This window comes from Stieleria sp., from assembly GCF_041595215.1.
In the GTDB taxonomy this organism is placed as follows: domain Bacteria; phylum Planctomycetota; class Planctomycetia; order Pirellulales; family Pirellulaceae; genus Stieleria; species Stieleria magnilauensis.
On the sequence record NZ_JBFHKV010000401.1, the window covers coordinates 1 to 6,802 of the forward strand.

Here is a 6,802-nt window from a genome sequence, read left to right on the forward strand (position 1 = left end):
ACCCCGACGGACTGGACTCGCACCGAGCGGGGGTTGGCATCACCCGGTGACACCGCGTGGACGCTCGTCGTCGCCGGCGACTCGCGGGTGTCCGTGAGCTACCAGGACCCCTGAGTACACTCTTGCTCGTGACGGGCACCATCATGCCGCATGTGGTCCGGTCTTCCTAGGATTCAAGGACGTCATTCTTTAGTTTTTTCCCGCATTTCTCGATCTTTTTCGTTTGCGGCGACGGCAACGGTTCGGACGTCTGGGGGATGTCGGTAGACTCGGTAAGCTGGCGGTCCATGACGTCTCCGCCCCCGAACCGGCCTGTCGATTCAAGCCCGCACGCGTTGGCAAAAGTCCACGCAGCACCCCTCGCCCACGCGTCGCGCGTGGCGTCATGGCGTTGATTTCGGAACATCGATTGAGTCGACAGGCCAGAACGGAGAAGGGATAAGATAGAATGCGACAGGCCCGCTGCCGTTTCGGCCGGGCGATTGTCGCCTGCTTGCTTTCTTCCCACTCCCCACCCGCATCTCCCGCCATGACCACACGGATCTCGCTCTGTCTCGCTCTGTTTGCCCCGATTTTGTGCACCTTGCTGGCGACAAGCGGCGAGGCCGATGCCGGCAAACCGGTTGAATTCTCCGTGCGAATGCTCGCGCTCGATGCCAACGAGGGGATTGCCGCGGGCGACGTCGATGGCGATGGCGTGACCGATTTGGTGGCCGGTCGCCAGTGGTACAAGGGCGGCGATTGGGCGGCGCGACCGCTTCGCAACATCGATGACTGGAACGGGTATGTGCAAAGCAACGGCGACTATTTGTTTGACGTCAACGGCGACGGCCGGTTGGATGTCATCGCCGGATCGTTTTTACCGACCGAGGTCTACTGGTATGAGAACCCCGGCGAGGAAGCGTTGCGATTGGGAAAACAATGGCCGGCTCACCTGTTGAAAGACACCAAGAAGTCGCAGAACGAAGGTCAGCTGTTTGAAGACTTGGACGGCGACGGACGGCCCGAATGGATCGTCAACAGTTGGAAAAAGGATTGCCCGATGATGGTCTATCGGTTGATCGACCGAACCGGCGATCAGGAACCGGCGGCCGACGACACCAAGGCAGCCGGCAAGCCGGGCGCCAAGAAAGCCGCTGCCAAACCAGAGAACTCGGCCAAGTATTCGCTCGTCGGCCATACCCTGGGCGAATCCGCCAATGGCCACGGCGTGGCTGTCGGTGATTTGAACGGCGACGGGAAAACCGATGTCTTGGTCGGCCAAGGTTGGTATGAACAGCCGCAATCGGATCCCTGGGGCCAACCCTGGATCTTTCACGCCGACTGGGATTTGCACAGCTCGCTGCCGATGATCGTGACCGACTTGGACGGCGACGGTGATAGCGACCTGATCATCGGCAAGGGACACGATTATGGATTGTCGTGGTGGGAACAAACCGATCCGGACAAGGAAACCGGCAAGCTTCAGTTTCAGATTCACGAGATTGATTCCAGCTACAGTCAGCCCCACACCCTGGCTTGGGTGGATTTGGATGGAGACGGCAACAAAGATCTGATCACCGGCAAACGCTATTACGCCCACAACAGCCGTGATCCCGGCGGCAACGAGCCGCCGTGTCTGTACTACTACACCTGGGATCAAGAATCCAAATCGTTCGAGCGTCACACCATCGACGAAGGTCACGTCGGCTGTGGATTGCAGATCGTCGCCGAAGACCTCAACGGGGACTCCAAAGTGGATATCGCCGTGGCCGGAAAAAGCGGCACGTATCTGTTGTTGGCCCAATGAGTCCATCCGCCGCCCAGCCGCCGCTCACGCTTCGTCAGGCACAGGACGAGGTGGACCATTGGATCCAAACCATCGGCGTTCGCTACTTCGACGAGCTGACCAATTTGGCGCAGCTGGTCGAAGAGGTCGGCGAGGTCGCGCGGATTCTCTCACGCACCTGTGGCGAGCAATCGTACAAGTCGAGCGATCCACCCGGCGACTTGGCCGATGAGTTGGCCGACGTACTGTTCGTGACGATCTGTCTGGCCAACCAGTCGGGGATCGATCTGACCGCAGCGCTGCGAGCGAATTTGGAAAAGAAAACCAAACGCGACAACGATCGCCATCGCAGCAACAAGAAATTGCAGTAGTGGCGTAAGCTTCCAGCTTGCGTTGCAGCAGCGTAGGGCATGCTGTGCATGCCGTCTGTCACGCACAGCGTGACCTACGTTTCTGTCACGCACAGCGTGACCTACGTTTCCGTCACAAGTCCGCCGGCGGAGCCGGCGAGGGTGGCAAGCAAGATGCTTACCCCAGTTACTTCTTGCGCAACACGAACAGGCCTTCGAGCAGTTCTTTGTCAAAGGGTAGCGGATCGTCGATGTCGTAAGCGAAATCGAACGATTCGACCAACTCGAATTGGTCGCTGACTTTTTTGAACAGCCGTTTCAATTGCGTCGGCGTGTAGAGCCGCAAGGGAAACTCGCTTTGGATGCGGATGATCTCCCCGCTCGACTTGACGGCTTTCAGTTTGACGCGGAGGGTTTCCAGGCGTTTCTTTTCGTCGGTGTGGGGAACACTGATCGTGGTCGTCAGCGTCGTTCCGGCTTGACTCATTTTGAATCGCTCGACGACCGCTTCGTAGTCTTCTTCGGGCACCAGGTGCATGCCCAAGATATACAAGCCGCCGGTGGCAATGGAGTCGGCCATGCTGCGCAGGTGGGCGACGGCGTCTTTTTCGCTCAGCAGGTGACGGAACGTGTTGTAGGTGCAAAACGCCGCGTCGAACGGTTGGTCAAACTGCAGGTGCGTCATGTCGCCCTTGACGCACGTCGCTTGAAGCTTTCGTCGCTTCAGCTTGCGGCGCATGTAGTTCAACATCGCGTCGCTAAGGTCCAGCCCCGTCGCGTCGTACCCTTTGGCGGCCATCGCGACGACCAGCCGTCCGCTGCCGCAACCGGGTTCAAAAACACGCCGCACCTTGCGCTCGGCAAACCGCTGGAAGGCTTCTTCAAAAAAAGCGACTTCGACCGGCGTCTCTTCTCGAAACAGCATGTCGAAGTATTGGGGGTGGTCGTACCAGTTTGCCAAGGTGATGCTCAAGTGGTGTAACGTAACTGCGCCGCCAAAGACGCGGACTCTTAATTCGCTCGGCCGCCGTTTTCCGATGCCGGTTCAGGGGAGTTTTCGGCCGCATTCTCCGCCGCGTTATCAGCGGAGTCTTCAGAGAGGGGAACGATCTTCCCGAACAGGTGCCCGCCGTGGTCTCCGTGTTGCCAGGTTCCGGCATAGCGACCGGCTTGGGGACCGGGCTGAATCAAGACGCGGGCGTCGAAGGTGCCCATGCCGGGGATCCACAACGAATCGAGCGTGATCACCGGTGTATTGCCGGCCCACAAGATTTTTAGATCCATCGGCAGTTCCTGGTCGACGTTGCCGTACTTGATCCGCGCGGTGAACCGATACAGATCCGCCGCGGGAAGTTTTTCGCACGACTTGATCGTGTAGGCTTCGGTTTTCGGCGCCCCGTCCTTTCCATCGACGGTGAACTTGCCGATGAACTGAGTTCCACTCAAGTACTTCGCCAATCGGGTTTCTCGCGAGGTTGCTTCGTCGGCAAACGCGGTCCCCGAAGCGATCAAACCCATCGCCAGGATGGCGAGCGAGAATCGAAAGACATGGTTGGTCATGATGGCACCTCAAAGTGAACAATGGGATGCCATCAGTCTAACGTTGTCACCGAGCGAAGAGTAAGGGCCGGTCGCCAGGCTTTCCCGACGTCGACAGACTGGAAGCCTGTCCCGGTCCTCTTCCCATTGGTTGCTTAGGGACTGACGATTTCGTTGGTCCGCTGCACCCGTTCTTTTTGTTGCTTGAACATGTCGGGTAGATCGACGGGTCGACGACGCGCGGGGCCTGGGACCGGCTCGGGTTGCCAGTCTTCGCCACGCACCGCGGACCCGAACGGCGTGGTCAACGAATCATCGAGCGTCTTGAGATAGGCCTGTAATTTCCAGGCGGGGATCACGGTCACACCGGCTTCGGTCGCCCGTTGCTTGGCCTCGCCGAGTGCCGCCAATTCGGCGGCGGCGACTTCTTCGTCACGCCCTTCGATTTGCGGCGATTCACCGACGACCAGGAAGCGAACGCTGGGGTCGATTCGGCCGGTCCGCTCGCCGTTGTCCGCGATTTCCGCACCGGCTGCTTTGATCATGCCTTCCAGGATGTCGTTGTCAGGGCGTCCATCGTCATCGATATCGATGCCGCCGGCCAAGGCGATGCGTACGGTCCGTCCGGGTGCCCAAAACGGCGAGTAGACGGCGTCGCCTTCGATGATCGGGTTGCCGACTTGGGGCATCGCCACGACGCGTGCTTCGGCCAAGTGGGGGCCGAGGATCTTGGTGACCTGGATGGACGCCTTGATGTCGGCGTCTTGAAGCCGCGCGGTGTCATCGCGATCGACCACGCCGAAGGTGATCCCCGGTCGCAACGCGTCGGCGGAGCCCAGGTTGATCGAGACGATCTTGCCGCCACGGAGGACGTAGCGGATTTCGCCCTGGACGGTTTCGAACCTGCCTCCACGAAGCTTGTTCAGTTCCAGCTTTTGCGTTTCAATCGTGTTTTCCAGAATTTTGGTCTGGGCGAGCAGGCTGTTGACTTCGGTGCCGGCTTTGCGTTGGAACGCCTGCAATTCGCGTTCGCTCTTCGTCTTGCTGTCCTTGGCCTGCTCCATCTTGGTCAGCATGTCGTTTCGATAGGTGGCGAATTGCGTTCGCTCGTCTTCGAGTTGTTTCGCCAGGTTTTCGCGTTCGGTTTCCGCTTTCTGCTGTGCGGCACGGGCGGTTGCGACATCGGCGGCGGCTTGTGCCCGGATCTTGTTGGCGTCGTCGCGGGCGACCCCGTATTGTTCGTTGCGGTCGCGGATCGCGTTCATGAAGTAATCGACCAGCGCGCCGTAGTGGCGGTCCTGGATGCCGACGTCTTGGCCGAACACCTGCATGTCGTTATGGAACTGGGTGGCCAGGGCGTCGAATTCCGGATCGCCACTGCTGCTGTTGGCAAAGGAATCGAATTCGTCCTGGGTCATCTGCTCGGCACCGAGCATCTTTTGCATCGTGATGTTCTTTTCCTCGGCGTTTTTTAGACCGTTTGAGACGTCGGTCAGGCGAGTGGCAATGGTCGCCCGTTCTTCCGCTTGGCCGCTTCCCCAACTCCAGAGGATAAAGTTCAGGGCAAGGGAGAGGACCAGCAGAATCAAACAGGTGATTAAGCTGCCGCGAATGACTGAATCGTCGCGTGCCGCCATGGGAAACTTCCGAGCGAAAAGTGGAGAGGATACGAGAAACCGACTGGATGGACGTCTCACCTACCGGTCGGCGCCATCGAACGAGAGCGGCAAACGGCAGGAAATCCATCCACAGAATATTCACAAGTCTGCGTCATTCTAGCATTTCTGCCCGAGAATAACCCAGCTTCCCGGTCCGACTGAGCGGGTTTTAGCGCGCCCGAGCGGCCAAGACAGGTGATTCCTGTCTGATTGGGCGACATCCGGGGGGCTGAGCGAACAATCCTCGGCGGCAAATCTTGGGAGAGAAATCTCGGCCGCGGATCAGGGTCAGGTACCAATGGCACGGGCATCAGCGCTGGTGTGCAGGCTTTAGCCGCCCACTGTCGCTGCGAAGCAGCGACCGGGAATCGCCTCAAGGCTAGACACCAACGGTACCTGCCCCCTGTTCCGCACTCGTCGTCTGCCTCAACTTCCGCGTCGGGTCGGGCGTAAACCGGTTCCATTGAGTCGCCCGCCAGCGGCTTGTTGGTTAAATCGCGGAACCTTTTGGTGGGCGAGTGGTTAAGATACAAAGAGCACCTCGAGTATCGCCCCCCCGGGCTGGTACGCTGTCGCTGCTCGTCCAGGCAAGGCCTCACACGCGGCGTGGGTCGACCGACCCCCTCGCACGTCCGCTGGTGATCAAACGGGCGGAGCCCCTTTCCCCTTTCGGAACCCTTCCCAGACTCATGCAAATCCAATCCATGTCACGTCCATCGTCCCCGTTTGCCGCTTCCACCCGTCGCCGTCGCCATCACCGTCGTGCCGCCCGACACGCGTTCACGCTGCTCGAGCTGTTGCTGGTGCTCGCCATTCTCGTGGTCCTCGGTGGCATCGTCGCGGTGAACGTCGTGGGGACCGGTCAGGCCGCCAATGCCGACGCGACGATGGCTCAGATGAAGATGCTCAAGTCGAACATCGACATGTTCCAGATCCGCATGAACAGCCTGCCGCAAACCCTAGAAGAACTCCGTGACGGACCCTCCGATGCGGCCAAGAAGGCGAAGTGGGTCGCGCCGATCATCACCGAAATCCCCAAAGACGCCTGGGGCAATGACATCGACTACAGCGTCAACGGAAACAGTTACGAACTCCGCAGCGGAGGCATCGACGGCCAGAAAAACACCGAGGACGACATCGTCGTGACGCCGTAGGCGGCACGCATCGTCGCCGCGCTCGCCAGAGATGTAGAGGGTTCCGCCGCCCGACTTTTCCATCCCGGACACGGACCCCGCTCCTGAGATGCCACGCCGCCAAGCATTGATTCCTTGCGATTTACGAGATGTTAGCGGCAGGGCGCAAGCCCTCCGGTCGCTCATCTGCGATTTGCGAGGTGTTAGCGGCAGGGCGTTATCCCAACTACCGGAGGGCTCGCGCCCTACCGCTAAGAAACGCTTCACCGCGTTATCCCAAACACCGGAGGGCTCGCGCCCTGCCGCTAAAAAACGCTTCACGGCGTTATCCCAACTACCGGAGGGCTCGCGCCC

6 protein-coding genes are annotated in these 6,802 nt (G+C 59.7%); 3 read left to right on the plus strand and 3 right to left on the minus strand.

The window, feature by feature from the left end; genetic code table 11:
* The first annotated feature begins 529 nt into the window (after positions 1-529).
* The gene (locus tag ABX749_RS16255) at positions 530-1,789 is read left to right on the plus strand and encodes an FG-GAP repeat domain-containing protein (RefSeq protein WP_372896898.1); all 1,260 of its coding nucleotides are present in this window, start codon (positions 530-532) and stop codon (positions 1,787-1,789) included.
* Positions 1,786-2,139: a nucleotide pyrophosphohydrolase gene (locus ABX749_RS16260; RefSeq protein WP_372896899.1), complete on the plus strand. Its 354-nt coding sequence runs from the start codon at positions 1,786-1,788 to the stop codon at positions 2,137-2,139. The genes ABX749_RS16255 and ABX749_RS16260 overlap by 4 nt, the downstream gene beginning before the upstream one ends.
* Positions 2,140-2,305: 166 nt before the next feature.
* Here ABX749_RS16260 and ABX749_RS16265 read toward each other — a convergent pair whose 3' ends face one another.
* The 3 genes from ABX749_RS16265 to ABX749_RS16275 form a co-directional block, all read right to left on the minus strand.
* Positions 2,306-3,091 (minus strand): class I SAM-dependent methyltransferase, encoded by a 786-nt coding sequence (locus ABX749_RS16265; RefSeq protein ID WP_372896900.1) that lies wholly within the window; start codon positions 3,089-3,091, stop codon positions 2,306-2,308.
* 38 nt (positions 3,092-3,129) lie between these two features.
* The gene (locus ABX749_RS16270; RefSeq protein ID WP_372896901.1) at positions 3,130-3,678 is read right to left on the minus strand and encodes a hypothetical protein; all 549 of its coding nucleotides are present in this window, start codon (positions 3,676-3,678) and stop codon (positions 3,130-3,132) included.
* A 134-nt stretch (positions 3,679-3,812) separates the two neighbouring features.
* Complete coding sequence (locus ABX749_RS16275) at positions 3,813-5,294, minus strand: hypothetical protein (protein ID WP_372896902.1); 1,482 nt, start codon at positions 5,292-5,294, stop codon at positions 3,813-3,815.
* Between the two features lie 725 nt (positions 5,295-6,019).
* Here ABX749_RS16275 and ABX749_RS16280 point away from each other — a divergent pair.
* The gene (locus tag ABX749_RS16280; RefSeq protein WP_145208748.1) at positions 6,020-6,469 is read left to right on the plus strand and encodes a type II secretion system protein GspG; all 450 of its coding nucleotides are present in this window, start codon (positions 6,020-6,022) and stop codon (positions 6,467-6,469) included.
* Positions 6,470-6,802: the final 333 nt, after the last annotated feature.

Bases quoted from the DNA above. Each gene is read 5' to 3' on its own strand.
- ABX749_RS16255 (WP_372896898.1), top strand. From the start codon at position 530: ATGACCACACGGATCTCGCTCTGTCTCGCTCTGTTTGCCCCGATTTTG.
- ABX749_RS16260 (WP_372896899.1), top strand. From the start codon at position 1,786: ATGAGTCCATCCGCCGCCCAGCCGCCGCTCACGCTTCGTCAGGCACAG.
- ABX749_RS16270 (WP_372896901.1), bottom strand. From the start codon at position 3,678: ATGACCAACCATGTCTTTCGATTCTCGCTCGCCATCCTGGCGATGGGT.
- ABX749_RS16275 (WP_372896902.1), bottom strand. From the start codon at position 5,294: ATGGCGGCACGCGACGATTCAGTCATTCGCGGCAGCTTAATCACCTGT.
- ABX749_RS16280 (WP_145208748.1), top strand. From the start codon at position 6,020: ATGTCACGTCCATCGTCCCCGTTTGCCGCTTCCACCCGTCGCCGTCGC.